Origin of the sequence: Pantoea sp. B65 (assembly GCF_047308185.1) — a bacterium.
Taxonomy (GTDB): domain Bacteria; phylum Pseudomonadota; class Gammaproteobacteria; order Enterobacterales; family Enterobacteriaceae; genus Erwinia.
The window spans coordinates 168,223-188,966 of sequence record NZ_JAHXPU010000015.1; the positions used below are offsets into that span (position 1 = coordinate 168,223).

Here is a 20,744-nt window from a genome sequence, read left to right on the forward strand (position 1 = left end):
ATGACGATAAAAACCACCACCTTAACCGCCAGAATTCGCCAGGCGCTCCTGATAAGTAGCGCGATGGCTACCGCTGTTTTTGCGCCAGTGCTGGCCGCCGCTGAGAATAATCCGGCGATGCAGGCGCTGTTCGACCAGGCGACCTACTGGCATCAGAAAGCCCATGACGATCTGGCTAAAGATGCGCTAAAGAAAATCCTGATGGTCGATGGCAATAACGCCCAGGCGTTGTATCTGATGGCGCTCTATTCTGAGCAGAGCGGCGACAGCGCCGAAGCGGCCCAATGGCGTAAACGTCTCAGCCAGGTTTCGCCGCAGGATCCGCGTCTGGCCGAGCTGGACAATGCCAAACAGCTGCAATCTATTCCTCAGGCCCAGCTGTCGCTGGCACGCCAGCAGGCGCGTAGCGGCAACGTTAGCGCTGCGCTGCAAACCTGGCGCAATACCTTTGCCGGTAATGAACCGCCACCCAGCATTGCGGCCGAATATTATCTGACGATGGCGGGCGATCGTAGCCTGCGACCGCAGGCGATTGACAGTCTGCGTCAGTTCGCTGCCCGCAACCCGCAGGATGCCGGTGCGCAGCTGGCGTTAGGCAAGGCGCTGACCTGGCAAGAATCGACGCGGCGTGAAGGTTTACAGATCCTACAGGGAATGGCCGATGGTAACCCTGATGCCGATAGCTCGATGCGTCAGGCGCTGCTGTGGCTGGGGCCGCAGCCGACAGATGCGGCGCTGTATCAGACCTGGCAGCAACGTCATCCGCAGGATAATGCGGTAATGGATTATTACCGTAAAAACGTCGGTGGGGCGGAGAAGGGGCGCGGCTTTAGCGCGCTGAACAGCGGTGATGTTCCCGCGGCGCAAACTGCGTTTAAACAGGTGTTGCAGGCTAACCCGCAGGATGCCGATGCGCTGGCAGGTTTAGGCTATGCGGCACAGCGCAGCGGTAATTTTGCCGCCGCGGCTGACTACCTGGAGCGCTCAGCAAAACTGGGGGGCGCTGACAGCCAGCAGCGCCAGCAGCAGGCCAGCGATGCGCGTTTCTATGCGCAGCTGGCCACGGCGCAACAGGCGTTAAAATCAGGTGATACCGCCCAGGCGCTGGCGCTTAGCGCGCCTCTGGTTCAGGCTGAAGGCGAGCAGGGTATTGCGGCGAAACTGTTCCGCGGCGACGCGCTGCGTCGTGCTAATCAGCTGGATGAAGCAGAACAGACTTACCGCTCCGTGTTGCAGAGTGATGCGGAAAACCGCAACGCCAAAGAGGGGTTGTTCTACGTACTGCGTCAGCAAAACCGGACCGCAGAAGCCAATACCTTACTCTCTTCGTTACCGGCTACGGTGCGCCAGAGCATGTTGCCGCGCCCTGTCGCCACCAGCGATCCGGTGCGCCAGCAGGCGAAACAGGCGCTGAGCGCCGGCAATCCGCAGCAGGCGATCGCCATATTGCAACAGGGTCTGCAACGCTTCCCGAACGACGGCTGGCTGCGTCTCGATCTGGCGCGGGTTTACCGCGGCCAGGGCGACAGCGCGGCGGCGGCCAGTGTGATGCAGCCGGTGTTCCGTAGCGGCGCCAGTAGTAATGAGCTGTACGCCGGCGCGCTGAATGCCAGTGAAAGCGGGGCGTGGCAGCAGGCGAGTACCCTGTTATCACGCATTCCCGCCGGCAGCCAGAGTGCCGAAATGCGCACGCTGGCGCAGCGGGTGAATTTTAACTTACAGATGAGTACCGCCGAGCAGTACCTGGCGCAGGGATCCAATGTGGCGGCGGCCAACACCCTGAAAGCGCTGGCGAGCAACCCACCGTCCAATCCGGCCGATGCCGGTAAGCTGGCGCAAAATCTGGCGCGCGCGGGCGATCTCACCAGCGCAGTGGCGGTAGTACGCAACAATATGCAGCGCGGTGTGCAGGGCAATGCCGGGGATTATGCCGCGCAGGTGGCGGTGCTGAATCAGGCTGGCTTAACCGCCGAAGCGCAGAGCTTCCTCAGTAATCCGACCCTGCAGGCGCGCAGTACGCCGACGCAGCTGGCGGCTATTCGTAATGGCTATGTGATTAACGAAGTCGATCGCCTGCGGGAGCAGAAGCAATATGCGGCAGCTTACGACAAGCTGATTAGCGCCCTGCAAAGCGATCCGCAAAACAGCGATCTGATGTTTGCCATGGCGCGGCTGTATCAGTCCGGCAAAATGAACAAAGAAGCGGGGGTGGTGTATGACTACCTGCTGACCCGGGATACGCCAGCTCAGGATGCGCGCGAAGGTTCGATTAACGTGGCGCTGGCGCTTAACGATGTGCCAAAAGCACGCGCGCTGACCCAGGGACTGCGTGGCGAGCAGACGCCGGAACGTCTGTTGCTGATGGCGCGCGTCGCCGAGGCGGAAGGCAATCATAACCAGGCGCTCGGCTATCTGCGCACCGCGCGCGGTAAAATGATCGGTCTGCAAGGCGCGGAAACCGGCAGTATACCCACGGCTGGCGGCCTGGCGCTGTCGGATAACCCGTTTATCAACCGCGGCACCCCGGATGCACGACGCCCTGCTTCGAGCTACGGCGCGACCATGCCGTGGCAGACGGCGCCGGATGCTACCAGTTATCGTGATATCGGCGGTCAGACGGTGGCGGTAAATGCGCCAACGCAGCAGAGCCGTACGCTGAAACAGATCAATACCATGATGGACGATCTGCAGGAGCGTACCGGCACCTGGGCGCAGGGGGGCGTGCAGATCCGCAGCCGGGATGGCGAGTCGGGTCTTAGTAAGCTGACGGAAGCGAAAGCGCCGCTCACCTGGTCCAGCGTACCTTTTGGCGATGCGCGCTTTGAATTTACCGTGACGCCAGTATCGCTCAGTGCGGGGTCGGCCAGTGGCGATGCATGGCGTCGTCTGGGGTCCGGCGCGGGTGCGAATGCGGTGCAGAATCTGGTAACCACAATTAATAGTGAGGTGACCAGTATTAGTAATTTAAGTGCCACGGAGTTGGCCGCTTTCCGCACCAGCAACCCGGCAGTCGCTGATTACTATGACCGTATCGTTAGTGCCGGTGGTACGGTTTCATTTGAAGATCTTAACCCACTGACGGCATCAGGGCTGAATAACCTGACTGCACTGAACAACAACACTGCAGTCAAAAATTACCTGCTGGCGTCGACCAATAAACCCAGCGTGACTGCCGAAGGTACCAGTTCCAGCGATGCGCAAACCGCCAATGGTGCAGAGCTGAATCTGGCTCTAACCGGCGGTAATTATAAAATTGACCTCGGCAGCACGCCACTGGGGCAGGATCTCAGTACTCTGGTGGGCGGCGTGAGGTGGGCGCCTAAACTGACCGATTACTTAACCCTGATTCTGACGGGTGAACGCCGCGCGGTGACTGACAGTATCCTGTCTTATGTCGGTACCGAGGATAAGTTATCCGGCAAGAGCTGGGGACGCGTCACCAAAAATGGGGGTAATGCGTTACTCAGTTATGATGACGGCGATGCCGGGTTCTATGCCGGTGCTGGTGCTTACAGTTATCTGGGGGAGAATGTTGCCAGTAACAAGAGCCTGCTGGCAAATGCCGGGGCCTATATCAGACCGTTCCACTATGACGACCGCGAGCTGAAAACCGGTATCAGCATGAGCTGGATGGATTTCTCGAAAAACCTCAGCTATTACAGCTATGGCCAGGGGGGATACTTCAGTCCGCAGGATTACGTTGCTGTCTCCTTCCCGGTTGAGTTTATGCAGAAGTATGATGACTTGAGCGTCAAAGTCGGCGGCTCTATTGGTTATCAGTCATACAGCCAGGATAAAAGCGCCTACTATCCCAATAACCCTGACTGGCAGACATTCCTGGACACCATGGTGAGCTCTGGCTTTGCTAAAGAGTCATACTATTCCGGCGAGAGTAAAAATGGTATTGGCTACAATCTGCATGCAGGAGCGGATTATAAGGTGAATAAAGATGTCACCGTCGGCGGCCAGCTTGGTTACGATACCTTTGGTGACTATAACGAAACCTCGGCGCAACTCTATTTCCGCTATATGCTGGGAGACAAATAAACATGGAAAACGTACCGCAACAAGTTCGCCCGCATCCTTATCAGCCCGGCTGGTTCGATCTGTTTAGTGTGATTGCCGGAGGGATGCTGGAAAATGCTGGCGAGCAGGACAGCTATGCATTTTTACAGCAGATGGGCGAGCAGCTGGCGCAGCGTTATCCGCTGGCGGAAGCGCAGACGGTGCACGATCTCGAAGTGCAGATCAATCTGGCGCTGGCGCGTTTTAACTGGGGTTTTGTCGATGTGCAGCCGCATGACAATGCGCTGGTATTGACCCATATGGCATTCCCGGCGGGAGATGAGACGCTGGACGCGGGTCAGTGGCGCGGGCTGTTAGGCGCAGTGCTGACCGGGCTGTACTCGGCCTGGCTGCTGGCTCAGGGGGGGAGTGAACAGGTAGCGCTGGTTTGCGATACCACTGCCGAAGATGCCATTCTGCTATTTCGTTATCAAAATGGTCAATAAGGGAGATTGATGGTGAAGTCCAGCTGGCGTCAGTGGGTGTTACTACTTTTGTTATCTTTATTCAGCGTGCAAAGTCTGGCTGCGGATGGATGGAGTAACTACAAAAACCGTTTTCTTATGTCTGACGGCCGTATTCGCGATACCGCGAATAATAACGTCAGCCATACCGAAGGGCAGGGTTTTGCTATGTTGCTGGCGGTCGGGAATAACGATCGTCAGACCTTTGACCGTCTGTGGCAATGGACCCGGACCCACCTCAGTAATCCGAACAATGGGCTGTTTTACTGGCGCTACAATCCGGCGGCCTCCGATCCGGTGGTGGATAAAAACAACGCCTCTGATGGCGATGTGCTGATTGCCTGGGCGCTGCAGCTTGCCGGCGAGAAGTGGCAGGAGGCGGATTACTTACAGCAGTCCGACAAAATCCAGCGCGCGATTGTGTCGCACAATGTGACCAGCTTTGCCGGTCATACTCTGATGCTGCCAGCGGCGCAGGGGTTTAATAAAAACAGCTATGTGATTATTAACCCTTCCTATTTTCTGTTTCCTGCCTGGCGTGACTTTGCCCGCCGCAGCCACCTGCAGATATGGAATCAGCTGATCAATGATGGTTTCAGCCTGCTGAGTGAAATGAGTTTTGGCTCTTCCGCGTTGCCGCTGGACTGGGTGGCATTGAATGCCGACGGCAGTATGGCGCCGGCGATTGCCTGGCCGCCGCGCTTTAGCTACGACGCCATCCGTATTCCGCTCTATATCTGGTGGTATGACGCACAGAGCCTGCGTCTGGCGCCGTTCCAGCGTTTCTGGACTAACTATTCCCGTCTGCAAACGCCAGCATGGATCAACGTCAGCAGCAATGAAGCGGCGCCTTACCATATGGCCGGTGGTGTACTGGCGGTGCGCGATCTGACCATGGGTGATACCAGCATGCTGAGTGATACGCTGGATGCAAAAGAGGATTATTACTCCGCCAGCCTGCGTTTACTGGTATGGATGGCCTGGCAGCATCAAATTCCTTAACCGTCGGGGAGCCATAAATGGCTCCCTTGATGTTGCCGATACTCCCTCTATTGCGGATAAGCCACCCAGTCGCCACCGTTTAAACGTATCCAGGGTCTGCCCTGATACAGCATCACCACCGCATTATCATTTTCCGATACCACCGGTGTCGACGGCAGATTCGCGCTTAATTGCGCGATATTGACGTTAGCGCTGGTAAACACCTGACCATCCACCACCCGCGCAATCAGCCCGGAAAGCGCCAGCAAACTGGCAGGCGTATCGATCTGTAACGCGCCCTGATGTGGCGCTTTCATCCCGGCAAACTTAATGCCGACCGGCACATGGGTAATCGACGGGCTGGGAATATCGCGCAGACCAGACATCTGCATCTTATCGCCTGCTACCGCCGCGCCATGTTCCGGCACCACGATCACCATCACGCGACGACCGGATTTATCCAGCTGCGTCATAAAGGCATCCAGCTGATCAAACAGTTGCCGCGCCCGCGGCTGGTAAGCGGCGGTTTTGCTGCTACCCAGTTCACGCGTGCCGTCATGCAGCGGGATCAGATTGTAGTAAGTGGCGCTGCGTGTATCGCTGCTTTTCTGCCGATCGTCCAGCCAGCGCTGCATTAATTGCGCATCATTAAATACCGGCGATCCATCGAATGAGGTCAGCGCCGGTGCAATCCCGCTCTGTGACATCAGAGGAGCCTGCATATCACCGGCGTCGCGCAGCTCCTGCAGGAAGCCGCCAAATTCGCCGCTGTGGTCCAGCATCAGCTGCGGTTTAAAGCCCAGCTTCGCCAGATTATCGAACAGGTAGCACTGGTTATTGGTGGGCTGATAGAGATCGTGATGCGAGCTCTGTCCGCAACTGGCTCGCAGCAGGCGGATACCCGCCGGGCCGCTGTAGGCGGTGGCCGAGTTATAGTTATTCAGCACGATATCAAAATGCTGCCACAACGGATGATTGCGCAACTGCACCGCATCGACATCCGCCCAGGCGAGTGAACAGATATTGATCACCAGGATATCAAAGGGCGCCGCTCCCGGCGCCAGGTCGGCGGGGAATTGGGTAACTCGCTGTTTTTCCTGATTATAGAAACGGTTAAGGTACGCCGTCAGGTTTGCGCTGGTAGGCGGTGCCGACTGATCCAACGGTTCAGCGTCCGGTGTTTCGTTGTTGGCCGCTGGCGGATTTTCACGCACCACCTCGGAGGTTACCGCTTTAACCGGCAGCAGTGGCAGCGATGGCCCGGCAATATTAACCAGATTAATCCACAGCAGCAGCAGCGAGACGATCACTGTCATGCGGATCCACTGAGCAATAAACAGCCAGATCACCAACAGCACAAAGGCTGCGCCGACCATTTGCCAGTTAATAAAACGGTTAACCAGATCCAACAAATAGGCGGCAGAAAAACCGCTAAGCTGATCCCCCTGACTCATCAGGCTGGCAAAACCTGGCAGCCAGGTGTCATGCCAGAACAGACCAAAGCCAACCGGTAGTGATAGCCAGTGGCGGATGCGGTGCCAGCGCAACGCCGGGATTGGCATCAGCAGCCAGGCAAGAAACACCAGATTACTGAAAGCATGAAAGTTCAGGTAGCCAAACCACAGCAGGGCAAATTTCAGCAGAAAGTAGAAATTCCAGCCGCCCAGCCCGCGCCAGAAGGGCGGGAGAGCACCGCTGGAAGCGGGTACGCGCTTAGCGTCAGTCATTACTTCTTATCATCCCTGTTGGCTGATTTCTTCCGCCACGTACCTTCATATTTCAGCGAACGCGGCGGCATAAAACGATGGAGAATACCGTGCCAGGTTGCTGGCAGCCAGCGAGTATAAAACGGTTTTAAAAGCAGTAAGATTAACAGCAGCAGAATCAGGATCTGTACTCCATCGATAGCACTCATCGGCTACGCGCCTGGTGGTGGGGGCTGGCGCCAAGAGTGATGGCTTCCGGCACGCGACGTAGCACAGGACGCTGCTGCTGTGGCGGTGCTACTTCTGCCGTCTCAGTGTCTGCCGCCGGCTTGCGCCAGGCGCTGGGGATCTGCGCCCTAATCTGCCTGAGCTCCGAAACTATTTGCAGATCCTCGTACAAAATCAGATGGTTAGCGAATATTTCATGATAAGGCAGAGGGAAAATGTACTTGAGCGCGGTATCGAAGTCGTTAAAACGACAGGAGAAAAGAAACAGATAGAGGCGATCGTCGACTAAGGTCACCAGATCGCCATAGCGCCGCATCTTACACAAAACCAGCGCCTGATCCGGTCGCAATTCCGCCACCGGTCGTAGCGCCACTAACAACCCTTTACCATTTTCCGGTAGTTGAGCGTTTTGCATCAGCCGTTTTACCGTGGCGCAAAAGCGTTCAGGCGGGAAAAATCCCTTCTCATCCAGCGGCTGCATTGCGGCCACCAGTTGCGGCAAGTCGGCCGGAACATGGCGGTTATAGCTCTGTCCCTGCAGGCCTTCGAGAGCGGTGAGAAAGTACGACAGATTACTACTGAAGGGAACGATGCTATTGACGCCGCACGCCAGCAGCAGCCGCTCATCACTGTAGCGCATACTGGTTTCCAGTTCGCGCACCACAATTTTCAGTGCGCTGCCGCGCGTGCGGCGCAGGTCATGGATACTTTCCGCCAGCATAGCAATTTGCTGATTATTGCTCAGGCTAAAAATAATCGTGGCAGAACTGGCCTGCCGCGCGCGGGAATAGACGGCGGCATTATTATCAAAAAGCTGCCACTGGCGCGATAAAGGCGGGGCGCCCTCTAAAACATCTCTTACGGCAATAAAATGGTGCTCATCGTTTAAGGTTAATGGCGTACCGGGTTCCGCATCATTTAAAAAGGTTAACCTCTCCTGATGAATACCCAGACGAATAACGCGATCGGCCAAAATTTGCCTGCCATTACTCCACCAGTGAATGCGATAATCGCGGCAATCCTGCTGCCATTCAAGATGCGCCACACCATTCAGACGACGAAAAAAGGGTTGCAACTGACCACGCAGGTTATTAATGCCGGCGCCGGAAGAGATAATTAATAATGCGACTTGTTTCGCGACCGCTAATCGGGTGATGTTCTTCAGCCAGATTGACAGTTCAGCAGAATTTAAGTTTTGCCATTCGGCATATGCGGTATAAAGTAAAATTAGTTGCGGTCTGACCGATAATACCCGCGATAAATCTTCCGGCAGATTGCGCAACGCCTTTCGATCTGCCGGCAGGGAATACATGGCAACGCTGGCCGTATCACCCGCCGGGGCCGGTGTTAATAACATCCGCGGCGCTTCTGCCGTGCTGATCAGGGTCAAACTTTTTTGCGCGTCAATAACCTGCCGCGCCAGTATGCGTGCATCTGACTGACGATCGGCGGTTATCCAGTAGCAACCCGCAGGTTGCATTTTTGTTAATTCACCCTGCAGTTGCTCAATGCCAAGAGTAAACGAAAGCGTCATTTTATTTTTCTTTTCGCAAAGTAAAAAAATCAGAACTGTTTTATTTTCGCATCGACAGTCATTTTAAGACTAATTGTAGTTTTTAAATTATTGATTACAAGTAAAATAACCCGGACATTTTTTCTGTGTGTCAGGCTTCGCGATATATTAGCCTGTTCGGCAGCAGGGAGTTTCCCACGGCGAAAGATGATGACAAAAAATAAAAATATTCTCACCACAGTGAACGTTAGTGGTCAGTCTGACGATATTAATGCATTGGGCAAAACATTCTCATTTAACGCAAATTACTATGTCGATATTGCCCGCGATGAGCGTCTGGACAATATCCTTGCGCGCTGGCCATTGCTGGATGAATTAGCTGCTGAGCGGCAGGAGAAAGGGAATTAATGCCGGTAATCGCACTTCAGGGACTGCGCGGCGGTAGCGGAACCACCTCGCTTACGGCTGCGCTGGCCTGGGCGTTTAATCAGTTAGGGGAAAGCGTGCTGGCAATGGATTTCTCCGCCAGTAATCAGCTGGCCGCGCATTTTAATGTGCCATTCGGCATGTCGCGCGGCTGGATGCGTGCGGCGCTGGACCATGGGGAGTGGCGGCAAAGCGCTCTGCGCTATCTGCCGGGCCTTGATATAGTGCCATTTGGCAGCCTGAGTCAGCAGGAGCGACAGGGGTCGCAGCAGCATGCCGGCGACTATCTGTCAGCGTGGCTGGCGCATCTGGCGGAACTGAAAAGCCATTATCGCTGGCTGCTGCTGGATGTCCCGGCCGAAGAGAACCGCTGGTCGCGCCAGATTCTGGCGCAGGCCGACCATATTCTCTGTCTGATAACCGCCGATGCCAATTGTCAGTTGCGTTTGCATCAGCGCCGCTTCAGCAATGATACACGCTTCTTACTCAATAAATTTAATGCCAACAGCCAGTCGCAACAGGATTTGCAGCAGCTGTGGCTGACAACGTTAAGCAAGCTTATTCCGGTGAATATTCATCAGGATGAGGCAGTGGCTGAGGCTCTGCTGGTTAAGCAGCCGGTGGGCGAGTATCGTCCCGGCAGCCTGGCGGTGGAAGAAGTGACCACGCTGGCCAGCTGGTTGCTAATCAACCTTTCCGGGTCACGTCGATGAATCCGCTGCGCTGGTTGCTGGTTCCTGCGGTGTCACAGGCGTTGAGCCAGCGTTATCGCGGCTATCGCCGCTGTGGTGCCGGCAGATTTGCCGCAACGCTACACTGTCTGTGGGTCATACTCGGCTGGTCATTACTGCGCCTGGAAAATCCCGGGTGGCAGAACGTTATGCGCCAGCGTCCGGCGCTGTACCCCCATATTTCTGCCGGGCATCCACGCCCTGCAGATGCGCTGCGCTATCTGATCCAGAGCCTGTGGCTACTGCTATTTCTGCCCTTGTATCATGCGGCACACCGCCGGCCGCGGCGCTTTAATCTTTTCCGTGCGCTGGCTCGCGGGCGTAAGCGTTTTAATCTGTGGCTTGGCGCGCTGCCAAAACGTGCGCAGCAGCAAAAATTACCCGGACGCTCGGAAGCACGGCTGGATGAGATGGACCCACGGTGGCGAAAACTGCTGTACGGCCTCTGCGCCACGGTTGCCACCCTGCTGGCGCTACTGTGTATTACGCAACCGTTTGATCTCTTTACCCAGTTTATTTTTGTGCTGTTGCTGTGGGCGGTGGCGATGGTAGTACGACGAGTGCCCGGGCGTTTATCAACCACCATGCTGATTGTGTTATCGCTGACGGTCTCCTGCCGCTATTTATGGTGGCGCTACACCGCTACGCTTAACTGGGATGACCCGCTGAGCCTGACCTTCGGCCTGATGCTGATTGCCGCCGAAACCTTCTCATGGGTGGTGCTGGTCCTCGGTTATTTTCAGACGCTGTGGCCGCTGAATCGCCAGCCGGTAAAGATGCCCGCCGATATCACCCGCTGGCCGACCATTGATCTGCTGGTGCCCACCTTTAACGAAGCGCTGAGCGTGGTGAAACCGACGATTTACGCCGCACTGGGTATCGACTGGCCGCACGACAAAATGACGATTTACCTGCTGGATGACGGTAATCGTCCGGCATTTGGTGAGTTTGCCGCCAGTGTCGGTATTCATTACATTGCGCGCGAGCGCCATCAGCACGCCAAAGCGGGTAATATTAACCATGCCCTGCAATCCGCCTGTCGCAGCGAATATGTGGCGATTTTTGACTGTGACCATGTGCCCACCCGCTCGTTCCTGCAAATCACCATGGGCTGGTTTATTAAACAATCCCGGCTGGGGATGGTGCAGACGCCGCATCACTTTTTCTCCCCCGACCCTTTTGAACGTAATCTCGGGCGTTTTCGCCGCACGCCAAATGAAGGCTCGTTATTTTATGGCCTGGTGCAGGATGGCAATGATGTCTGGGATGCGACCTTCTTCTGTGGCTCCTGCGCGGTGATCCGTCGCAGTGCGCTGGATGCTGTCGGTGGTATCGCCACGGGAACCGTTACCGAAGACGCCCATACCTCGCTGCGCATGCATCGCCAGGGCTACACCTCGGCGTATATCCGTATTCCGCAAGCCGCCGGACTGGCTACCGAGAGCTTATCAGCGCATATCGGCCAGCGTATCCGCTGGGCGCGCGGCATGGCGCAGATTTTTCGCCTGGATAATCCGTTGCTGGGTAAGGGGCTGAAACTGGTACAGCGTCTCTGTTATGCCAATGCCATGCTGCATTTTCTCTCCGGCATCCCGCGGCTGATTTTTTTACTGGCGCCGCTGGCCTTTCTGCTGTGCCACGCCTTTATCATCTTTGCGCCCGCGCTGGCGATCGCCATTTACGTGCTGCCGCATATGGCCCATACCAGCCTGACTAACTCGCGCATCCAGGGGCGCTGGCGCCACTCGTTCTGGAGCGATATCTATGAAACGGTACTGGCCTGGTATATCGCGCGTCCGACCACGGTCGCGCTGTTTAACCCGCATAAAGGTAAATTTAACGTCACCGGGAAAGGCGGCCTGGTTGAGGAGCGCCATCTCGACTGGGTGATCACCCGGCCCTATATGTTGCTGGTGCTGCTGAATCTGGCCGGTCTGCTTGCTGCTTTCTGGCGTCTGTATAGCGGGCCAGAAACAGAAGTATTAACGGTGCTGGTCAGCATGGTTTGGGTGCTCTACAACCTGATTATTCTGGGAGGGGCGGTGGCGGTATCGGTCGAAGCACGGCAGATACGCGAATCTCACCGGGTGGATATGGCGATGCCGGCGGCAATTATGCGCGCGAGTGGCCATATGCTGCCCTGCACCCTGCGTGATTATTCCGATGCCAGCGTAGGGCTGGAACTGCAGGAGGAAGGGCTGCTGCACGCGGAAGAGCAGATATTCCTGCTACTTAAACGCGGCCAGCAGGAGTTTAGTTTCCCCTGCAATGTGCAACGGGTGTTTGGCCGGCGCGCCGGTCTTAGTCTGCAGGCGCTCAGCACCAGACAGCATATCGACTTTATTCAGTGTACTTTCGCCCGCGCGGATACCTGGGCGTTATGGCTGGACGATTTCCCGCAAGATAAGCCGATGCATAGCCTGGCCGACATTATGCTGCTGGGGTTCAAAGGCTATCTCCGTCTGGCGGAGTATGGGCCATCGGGTCTGCGTCGCCTGTTCGGGCTATTAACCGGCCTGATGGTTTGGATCGCTTCCTTTTTCCCCAGAGCCCCGCGGGTTGCCACGGTAAAAACTCACTAATTGATGATAACAAGATGACAAGAAAAATAAGCTGGTGTAGTGCACTGTTGCTCGGTGTAATGCCGCTGTCCTGGGCCGCGCCACAGCCTGCCCCGTCGCTGCAGGCTGTAAGCCATGATGCCGCCACGCCGGCGGTGATAGCGACCGCGCCTCTGGCGCCGGTACGGGAAGAGGTGTTGCCGTTTCTGCAGGTCGCGCCTGCGCCCGGCAGCTTTGAACTACGCGGCACCCGCCCGCAGGGACAAATTGAGTTTGGCGTGCGCAGTGATGAAGTGGTCACCAAAGCGCTGCTGAATCTGCATTACCGTCCTTCGCCATCGCTATTGCCGGTGATGTCGCATCTGAAAATTTACCTCAATGATGAACTGGTCGGTCTGGTGACGGTCACGGCGGATCAACTGGGGAAAAGCAATCAGGCGCAGATAAGTATCGACCCCCGTTTTATCGGCGATTTTAACCGTATCCGAATGGAACTGGTGGGGCATTACACCAACGTCTGCGAAAATCCGGCCTATAGCGCGATCTGGCTGGATATCGGTAAAGACAGCTCGCTCGATCTGACTATGCAGAAATTGCCAGTGAAAGATGACCTGTCACATTTCCCGGAACCCTTTTTTGACAGTCGCGATAATCGCCCGCTGTCGCTGCCGATGGTGTTTGCCGCACAGCCAGACCTGGCGCAGCAGCAGGCTGCAGCGATACTGGCATCCTGGTTTGGCGTCCAGGCTGGCTGGCATGGCCAGGCATTTCCGGTGCTGTATAACCAGCTGCCGCCACAGCAGCATGCGGTCGTATTTGCCACCAACGACCGGCGGCCGGATTTTTTGCAAGACTATCCGCCAGTGCAAAAACCTGGCGTCGCCATCATCAGTCGTCCGGACCATCCGTATCAGAAGCTGTTGCTGGTGCTGGGACGTAACGATCAGGATCTGATCACTGCCGTGCAGGGGATTGCGCAGGGGGATGTGCTGTTGCGCGGTCAGCTATCCACTATCGATAGCGTTAAATCACTGGCGCCGCGTCAGCCGTATGACGCGCCGCGTTGGGTACGCACCGATCGCCCGACCACTTTCCGCGAATTGCAGCAGTATGAGGACCAGTTCCAGTCCAGTGGCCTGCAACCTGCGTCGGTTAACCTTAATATCAATCTGCCGCCGGACCTGTTCCTGATCCGCGCGCGCGGTATTGATATGGATATTCGCTATCGCTATACCTCACCACTGCAAAACGACGGCTCCCGACTGGCTATCCATCTGAACGAACAGTTTATGCAGGATTATCCGCTGTCGATGAAACAGGACTCGGGTAAGCAATTACTGCATATTCCGCTGATTCAGGGGCGACAGGAGAGCAATAATCAGTTGAGGATCCCCGCGCTGCGTCCTGGGGTGGTGAACCAGATGCGTTTTGATTTTGATTACGCCACCACCATTATTGGCGGTACCAGCGATGGTCGCTGCGAAACCGTCACGCCGATTGGCAATCATATTGTGATCGATAGTGATTCAACGGTGGATTTCTCCGGTTACCGTCACTTTATGGCCATGCCTTCGCTGGGCGCCTTTGCCAGCGCTGGCTTTCCGTTCAGCCGTAATGCCGATCTGGCGCAAACCCTGGTGCTGGTTAAGTCGCAGCCGACAACGGAACAGGTCAGCGCCCTGCTTAACGCGCTCGGTAATATCGGGGCGCAAACCGGTTATCCGGCGCTGAAGGTACAGATAAGCGACGACGGCGGTACAGCACAGAATCGCGACGCCGATCTGTTGCTGATCGGCACTATTCCCCAGAGCCTGCGCCAGGACAGCAAGATCAATCTACTGGTGGATGCGGCGAAAAGCTGGGTGAATAAACCCAACCGCCAGTCAGCACTGGATAATGTCAACGCTTCAGATAGCGATCGCCAGGCGGAAAGCCAGACGGTGATTGATTCCCGCGGCCCGATGGCGGCGATCGTCGGTTTTCAGTCGCCATTTAACGATCAGCGTAGTGTGGTGGCATTACTGGCCGACAGCCCGCGCGGCTGGGAGTTGTTAAATAACGCGCTGCTGGATTCAGGAAAACGGGCCGCCATCTTCGGCTCCGTGGCGATGGTGCGCGAATCTGGCGTCAACAGCCTGCGTGTCGGCGACAGCTATCAGGTCGGTTATCTGCCATGGTGGGAGCGGCTATGGAATGCGCTGGCGACACATCCGGTCTGGCTGGCGCTGTTTGCGGTAGTGGTAGTGATTCTGTTTGCTCTGTTGATCTGGCGGGTGATGAGGCTGGTAAGCCGTCGTCGTCTCAGTGACGAGGATAGCGATTAGTGATCAACAAAACCCGGCGCTGGCGGGCAGTGATGCTGCCCGCCAGCGCCTGTCTGCTGATGCCGCTGACGGCGCGGAGTGCCTCTGCCGTTGAGGTGGCGCCGCAGGTCTGGCTGCTGCAGCAAATCCGGATTGGCGAAGCGACGAATAAATACGATTTGGTGACCCAGTCGCTCTACCGGCTGGAAAAAATCGACCCCGATAATCCCGAGTTAGTAGCGGCGCAGCTGCGGCTGGCGCTGCATCAGGGTGAGCAGGAGAAGGCGCAACGCTTAATGGCGCGGCTGAAGCGCATCGCGCCGGGGGCGGCCGCCACACGCCAGGCCGCCGCCGCGCTGTTGCTGGCCTCGCCGGAAGGCCGCCAGCAGCTACAACAGGCAAGACTGCTGGCGACTTCAGGACGGCTGGCGGCAGCCAGAAGCGCTTACGATAAACAGTTTAATGGCATTTTCCCTGATGTGGATATTGCGCTGGAGTACTGGCGGCTGGTGGCGCGCATTGATGGCCAGCAGAGTCTGGCGTTAGCCCGGTTACAGGCACTGGAGCAGCAATACCCCGGTCATCCTGGCGTACGCCTACAGATTGCCGCTCTGCAGCTGCAAAGGAATAATGACAGTCAGGCTTTCAGCCAGTTGAAAGCGGTGGCGCAAAATCCGGCGGGACGTGAGCAGGCAGCCAGTCTGTGGCTGACGCGCATCGTCGCGCAGCCGGTGTCTGCGACCAGCGTGGCGCAACTGCAAACCTACCTCGATACTTTTACCTCAGGTGAGGCCCGGCGTAAGGGGCAGCAGGAGCTGGAACGTCAGCAAAAACTGCTGGCCGACCCGCTATTTCGTCAGCGGATGTCCGGGCTGGCACAGGTGTCGAATGGCGCCGGTGCCGCCGCGATCCCGGCATTGCGCGCGGCGCTAACGGCGACGCCGAATGACGCCGAACTGCTCGGCGCCATGGGACAGGCGCTGTCACGGGCTAATCAGCGGGCCGCAGCGACAGGCTATTTTACCCGCGCGATACAGGCGGGTCAGCAGAGTACCAGTATCGGTAAATGGCGCAGCTTACTGCGCTCCGACAGCTACTGGCTGGCGATCGATAATGGCGATAAAGCGCTGGCGCGCGCCGATGTTAGCGCTGCGCAACGCTATTATCAGCAGGCGCAGGCACTGGACCGCAGTGAGGTTTATGCCCTGCTTGGCTTAGGCGATGTGGCGCTGGCGCGGAAAAATAACGCCGCTGCCGAACAGTTTTTTTTGCGCGCCTTGCGTCTCGATCCGACCAACAGCAACGCCGCCCGGCGGCTGAGTCATCTTTATCAGCAGCAGTCAGCGCAAAAAGCAGTGGATTTTATTCAGCGATTATCATCACCTGCGCAGCAACGGGCGCTTGGCAGCCTGTTGAACAGTTTGCGCAGTGAGGTACGGCGCGCAGAGGGCGATGCGCTGGCGCAACAGGGACGCTGGCAGGCGGCGGCAGATAAATACTATCAGGCGCAACATGCTGCGCCTGATGATGTCTGGCTAAACTACCGGCTGGCTGGCGCACTGCGTCAGGCGGGTTTGCCACAACAGGCGGACCGGTTAATGGCGGCGATGGCGCAACAACGTCCCGCAGATCGCGCCCAGGTTTATGCTTACGGCCTTTATCTCTCCTCCGGCGATCGCCGTGACCAGGCGTTAGCCCGGCTGAATACCCTGCCCGAGTCACAGTGGGATCGGGGAATGCGTGAGCTGGCCAGCCGTTTGCAGCAGGAAAAAATTCTGGCGCGCGCCAATCGTTTACGCGATGGTGGTAATGAAACGGCGGCGGTGGCGTTACTGCAGCAGCAACCCTTGCCGGCAGTATGGGAAAGCACCCTCGCTGACTGGGCGCTGGCGCGCGGCGATGCCCGCCAGGCGCTGCAGCGTTATCAACGGCTGCTGGCGCGCTCACCACAGGATGACGATGCGGCGCTGGGACGTATTGAAGCGCTGGTGGCATTACAACGTCCTGATGAGGCGCGCAGCGCTCTGCAGGCTCTGCCGCCACAGACGGTAAAGCAAAGTATCAATCGTGGTCGCCGGGTTGCCAGTGCCTGGCAAGCGCTGGGTGATACCGATCGCGCCCGCGACCTGTATAAGCGACTGAAAAACCAGGCTGCGCAACAGATACCTTCGCCAGCCAGCGCGCTGGTATATCGCGACGCGGCGCGACTGGAAGCCCGGCAGCAGCCACAGCTGGCGCTCGCTGACTATCGCCAGGCGATGGTGGCTAGCGGTATAAGCCACGAGTTGCCGCAGGATAACCTGAACTTTACCCGACTGATGCGTAGCGATGAACAGGATGACTGGCTAAAGCGCGGGTTACGCAGCGATGCTGCCGATCTGTGGCGTCAGCAGGAGACTACGCTGACGCTGCAGCAGGATTACTCGCGTAATAAAGGTACCGGCGGCATTTCCAACCTCAGCATATGGACCACGATGCTGGAAGCCGAAACGCCAGTGGCCGATGGAAAAGGTTTTCTGCGCCTCGATCGCGTGGCGATGTCGGCCGGCAGTTTTAACAGTGACAATGGCGGCCACCGCAAGGTGTTTGGCACCTGTGCGGATAATAATACCAACGGCTGTAGCCGCGATTTGCAGCAGCGCGCCGCCGGTGTCTCCCCGGCGATTGGCTGGCGTAATCAGCGCTGGTCTGCGGATGTCGGCACTACGCCGCTCGGTTTTCTGCTGCACAACTGGGTGGGGGGCGTCAGCTGGAACCACGATATTCGCGATCTGGGTCTGTCATTAACCGCATCGCGTCGGCCGATCTCCAGTTCACTGCTCGCCTTTGCCGGTGCGCAAGACCCCAGCAGCGAAGGGGGTCGCAGCTGGGGCGGGGTGGTGGCGACCGGAGGCAGCATTGGCCTCAGTTACGATCGGGGCGGCGCTGATGGTCTCTGGGGCGATCTGAGTGCGCATCAGCTCAGCGGTAACCATGTTGCAGACAATACGCGTGAGCGTCTGATGGGCGGCTACTATTATAAGCTGGTCAATAGCGATCGCCAGCGCATGACCGTCGGCGTCAGCAGCATGTTATGGCACTACCAGAAAGACCTCAGCGACTATTCGTTTGGCCAGGGGGGATATTACAGTCCGCAACGCTATTTCTCGCTGGCGCTACCGCTTAGCTGGCGTCAGCGCACGGAGCACTGGTCCTGTGATTTTTCTGCTTCCCCCTCCTGGTCGTACTCGCGCAGCAGCGGCGAGGCGCGTTATCCGGTCGACCCCGGTTTCGCTACCCGCGACCATCCGTTCTCCGATAACAGCTCTGGCGGCGGGTTGGGGTATACATTGCAGGCGGTGATTGAACGGCGGCTAACGGCGCACTGGACACTGGGGGCGGCCATCGATATTCAGCAGGCGAAGGATTACACCCCCAGTCATGGGCTGATGTATCTGCGTTACTCAATGGCGGGCTGGGAAGGGGATCTGGATTGGCCAGCGCAACCGCTAACGCCCTATGCCGAATTTAAATAGTTTTGCGCCGGAAAAAGTCGATATATAGCCGCTTAATAACGTTTTTAGTTCGGAAAACCCTTAAACACCAATACCCCTTGCATTCTGGTGGATAAAAAAACCGGGGGCATGAGATATACTCTGGACAGTTTTTGCCTTCTTATTCCCCCAGAGGGAGCCTGGAGAATAGCTTTGCGCGTTAGTCGTTCACTTACGATTAAGCAGATGGCGACGGTTTCAGCGGTTGCGGTTATTACCATCTGTATCTTTATCGTTATCCAGCTTTTCCATTTTGTGCAGCAGCGCAGGACTGACTACGCCCAGCAAATGGAAAATATTGCGCATACTGTTCGCCAGCCTCTGTCGGAAGCGGTGCTGCGCGCTGATATCCCGGAGGCGGAACGCATTCTTAATACCCTAAAGCCAGCCGGCATTCTGACGCGCGCCGATGTGGTATTACCCAACGCCTTTCAGGCGTTACATACCGATTTTGCGGTGGAAAGGCCGGTGCCGAAGCTTATCGCCAGGCTGTTTAAACTACCGGTAAAAATTACCCTGCCACTGTACGCTATGGAGCGTACCGCCGCGCCGAAGCCGCTGGCTTATCTGGTGTTACAGGCGGACTCCTGGCGCGTATATCAGTTTATCCTCAGTACGCTCGCCACTATGATGACCACCTATCTGCTGCTGGCGCTGACCCTGTCGGTGGTGATTAGCTGGTGTATTAACCGGCTGATGGTTCATCCGCTGCGCAGTATCGCCCGCGAGCTGCAGGAGCTACCGCCGCAGGATATTCTGACGCATAAACTGGCGCTGCCGGCGCGGCATCGGGATGATGAGTTTGGCATGCTGATTCGCAGTTATAACCGTAATCAGCAGGTGCTGGAGTCGGTTCATGATGAGATGAGCCGCCTGACGACCCATGTGGCGCTGACCGACTTACCGAATAAGGCGTTGTTCCTGGCGTTATTGGAGCAACATCTGAAATCAGCGGGCACTATCGGCAATTTTACCATTATGGTGCTGCGGATTGAGACGCTGCAGGAAGCGACCGGCGTACTGAGCGATGAGCAACGCGATGCTTTAATTCTGATGCTGGTGGAAAAAATTCGCAGTTGCCTGGATGATCGCACCGTGCTGGCGCAGCTGACCGGCAGTGACTTTGCCCTGCTGGTCAAGCGCGCCAACAGCCCGTTCCGCGCGATTCGGCTGGCGCGTACTGTGATGGCACGCCTGACGCAGCCGGTGGCGTTGCAGCATATGCGCTTACGGCCAGGGGTCAGTATTGGCATGGCGCAGCGTGATGCCAATACGCTGCAAGCGGTCGAGCTGCTGGGGCGCGCCACCTCGGCAATGATGTCGGCACGTCATCAGGGGAAAAACCAGATCCTGTTCTTTGATCCGCTGCTCACCGAACGGGCGCAGAAACGCCTGACCCAGGAGCATGATATTCTGCAAGGGCTGGAGAAAGATCAGTTCTCCCTGTTCCTGCAGCCGCAAGTCGATATGCGCAGCGGCAAACTGGTCGGCGCGGAAGCGCTGCTACGGATGCGGCAGCCGGACGGCAGCTATATTCTGCCGGAAGGCTTTATTATCGGGGCGGAAGAACTGGGCGTAATCGGCGACCTTGGCCGCTGGGTGTTTGAAGAGTCCTGCCGCGTACTGGCCAGCTGGCAGCAACGTGGGATCAATCTGCCGCTAAGCGTCAATATTTCGGCGGTGCAGTTGCGCGATTCCGGCGTGGTGGCGCATTTACAGGATTTACTGGCTCGTCACCGTATCCTGCCCGGCAGTCTGGTGCTGGAAATTACCGAAACCGCTCAGGTCAGCGATCCGGAGCTGGCAATTGTCTTGCTGAGCGAACTCCAGCGCGTGGGGATTTCGGTGGCGCTGGACGATTTTGGTATGGGGTATTCCAACCTTAACTTTTTACATCAGTTTAAATCGTTACCCATCAGTAAACTGAAGATGGATCGCAGCTTTGTTTCGGCGCTGCCCAGTGACGATACGATGGTGAAAATCGTCGCGGCGATTGCGGAGATTATCGCTATCGACGTGGTGGCAGAAGGCGTGGAAACGCCGGAGCAGCGCGACTGGCTACTGGCGCGCGGCATCCATATTGGTCAGGGTTACTTTTACGCCGAGGCATTGCCGCTGGCGGCTTTTGAGAGCTGGCTGGCGCGGGTGGAAAGCGATGTGTAACGGCTGAGCGGCGGCGGCTTTGCTGTATCAAAAGTTACAAAACCCCCCACTGAAGCGCTTCAGTTCATAT

12 protein-coding genes are annotated in these 20,744 nt (G+C 57.0%); 9 read left to right on the forward strand and 3 right to left on the reverse strand.

The genetic code is table 11. The features are described from left to right. From JWF83_RS03645 to JWF83_RS03655, 3 genes are read left to right on the forward strand one after another with little or no spacing between them, the layout of a single operon-like run. On the forward strand, positions 1–4,047 hold the full coding sequence (locus JWF83_RS03645) for a cellulose synthase subunit BcsC-related outer membrane protein (RefSeq protein WP_413648755.1): 4,047 nt from the start codon (positions 1–3) through the stop codon (positions 4,045–4,047). Positions 4,048–4,049: 2 nt separating this feature from the next. Then, on the forward strand, positions 4,050–4,511 hold the full coding sequence (bcsD, locus tag JWF83_RS03650) for a cellulose biosynthesis protein BcsD (RefSeq protein ID WP_413648756.1): 462 nt from the start codon (positions 4,050–4,052) through the stop codon (positions 4,509–4,511). Positions 4,512–4,520: 9 nt separating this feature from the next. Then, a complete protein-coding gene (locus JWF83_RS03655; protein ID WP_413648758.1) occupies positions 4,521–5,531 on the forward strand; it encodes a glycosyl hydrolase family 8 in 1,011 nt (336 codons plus the stop codon). Positions 5,532–5,578: 47 nt separating this feature from the next. On the opposite strand, the gene bcsG is transcribed toward JWF83_RS03655, so the two are convergent. From bcsG to bcsE, 3 genes are read right to left on the reverse strand one after another with little or no spacing between them, the layout of a single operon-like run. After that, complete coding sequence (bcsG, locus tag JWF83_RS03660) at positions 5,579–7,237, reverse strand: cellulose biosynthesis protein BcsG (RefSeq protein WP_413648760.1); 1,659 nt, start codon at positions 7,235–7,237, stop codon at positions 5,579–5,581. Next, positions 7,237–7,425: a cellulose biosynthesis protein BcsF gene (bcsF, locus tag JWF83_RS03665; protein WP_413648761.1), complete on the reverse strand. Its 189-nt coding sequence runs from the start codon at positions 7,423–7,425 to the stop codon at positions 7,237–7,239. Before bcsF ends, bcsG begins: the two co-directional genes overlap by 1 nt. Then, positions 7,422–8,978 (reverse strand): cellulose biosynthesis protein BcsE, encoded by a 1,557-nt coding sequence (gene bcsE / locus JWF83_RS03670; RefSeq protein ID WP_413648763.1) that lies wholly within the window; start codon positions 8,976–8,978, stop codon positions 7,422–7,424. Before bcsE ends, bcsF begins: the two co-directional genes overlap by 4 nt. A gap of 186 nt (positions 8,979–9,164) precedes the next feature. On the opposite strand from bcsE, the gene bcsR reads away from it, so the two are divergent. The 6 genes from bcsR (at position 9,165) to hmsP (ending at position 20,674) form a co-directional block, all read left to right on the forward strand. Further along, positions 9,165–9,365 (forward strand): cellulose biosynthesis protein BcsR, encoded by a 201-nt coding sequence (gene bcsR / locus JWF83_RS03675; RefSeq protein ID WP_413648764.1) that lies wholly within the window; start codon positions 9,165–9,167, stop codon positions 9,363–9,365. Continuing rightward, positions 9,365–10,096, forward strand: coding sequence for a cellulose biosynthesis protein BcsQ (gene bcsQ / locus JWF83_RS03680; RefSeq protein ID WP_413648765.1), 732 nt, complete (start codon positions 9,365–9,367; stop codon positions 10,094–10,096). The genes bcsR and bcsQ overlap by 1 nt, the downstream gene beginning before the upstream one ends. Next, on the forward strand, positions 10,093–12,696 hold the full coding sequence (bcsA, locus tag JWF83_RS03685; RefSeq protein WP_413648767.1) for a UDP-forming cellulose synthase catalytic subunit: 2,604 nt from the start codon (positions 10,093–10,095) through the stop codon (positions 12,694–12,696). Before bcsQ ends, bcsA begins: the two co-directional genes overlap by 4 nt. Positions 12,697–12,710: 14 nt before the next feature. After that, entirely contained in the window at positions 12,711–14,999 is a 2,289-nt protein-coding gene (bcsB, locus tag JWF83_RS03690; RefSeq protein ID WP_413648769.1) for a cellulose biosynthesis cyclic di-GMP-binding regulatory protein BcsB, read from the forward strand. 32 nt (positions 15,000–15,031) lie between these two features. Further along, positions 15,032–18,493: a cellulose synthase complex outer membrane protein BcsC gene (gene bcsC / locus JWF83_RS03695; RefSeq protein ID WP_413649163.1), complete on the forward strand. Its 3,462-nt coding sequence runs from the start codon at positions 15,032–15,034 to the stop codon at positions 18,491–18,493. A gap of 171 nt (positions 18,494–18,664) precedes the next feature. Continuing rightward, positions 18,665–20,674, forward strand: coding sequence for a biofilm formation regulator HmsP (hmsP, locus tag JWF83_RS03700; protein ID WP_413648771.1), 2,010 nt, complete (start codon positions 18,665–18,667; stop codon positions 20,672–20,674). Positions 20,675–20,744 lie beyond the last annotated feature (70 nt).